The 687-nt window shown below is 75.5% G+C and carries 1 protein-coding gene and 1 pseudogene; both read left to right on the top strand.

Annotation, left to right across the window (positions count from 1 at the left end; all coding sequences use genetic code 11):
* Window positions 1–476 (top strand): hypothetical protein (locus Y694_RS22140; protein WP_036236873.1); only part of this gene is annotated, 476 nt, incomplete at its 5' end.
* Window positions 473–687, top strand: a pseudogene (locus Y694_RS22135) (hypothetical protein); the annotation flags it as partial. The gene Y694_RS22140 and the pseudogene Y694_RS22135, both read left to right, overlap by 4 nt.

Below are 687 nucleotides of genomic sequence, written 5' to 3'. Positions count from 1 at the left end.
CGCCGCTGGCGCGCGACGCGGCGCCGGCCGACGGCGCGTTGAGCGCCGTCGAATGGCCGCGGCAGTTCGACGGCCGCACGCTGCGCCCGCTGGCGCTGAGCCCGGTGGAGCAGCGTTTCGCCAACGCTTTCCCCGGCGCGATCGGCCGCTTCAGCGACGGCGAGCGGCTGCTGGTGCTGCGCGACGTGCAGCGCCCCACGCGCATGCTGCACCCGGCGGCCGACTGCTATCGTGGCCTCGGCTACAGCATCGCCGCCGCACGCCTGGAGCGCGACGCGCAGCAGCGGCTGTGGCGCTGCTTCGAGGCCGAGCGCGGTGCGCAGCGGCTGCGCGTGTGCGAGCGCATCGCGGATGCGGAAGGCCAGGCCTACACCGACACCTCGGCGTGGTTCTGGGCCGCGGCGCTGGGCCGCTCGACCGGCCCCTGGCAGGCGGTGACGACGGTGGCGGTGGTGGACTCGGGAGCCATGCGATGAAGAACAGCGGCTCTCACCCCCACCCTCTCCGTTCCCCCGCACGCCGCCTCAGCCTCATCACCTTCGCCCTCCTCGCCACCCTGCTCGCGCTGGCGGCGGCACTCTTCGCCGTGGCCTGCCACGCGCTCGCGCCGCAGCCCGGCGAGTGGTCCCACACGCTGCGCATCGGCCCGCGCGGCTGGCAGTTCGAGCGCCCGGTCAGCGTGCCGGC

The sequence above is a fragment of the Methylibium sp. T29-B genome, assembly GCF_000576225.1.
In the GTDB taxonomy this organism is placed as follows: domain Bacteria; phylum Pseudomonadota; class Gammaproteobacteria; order Burkholderiales; family Burkholderiaceae_C; genus Methylibium; species Methylibium petroleiphilum.
This window is presented reverse-complemented; position numbering and strand designations above follow the sequence as displayed.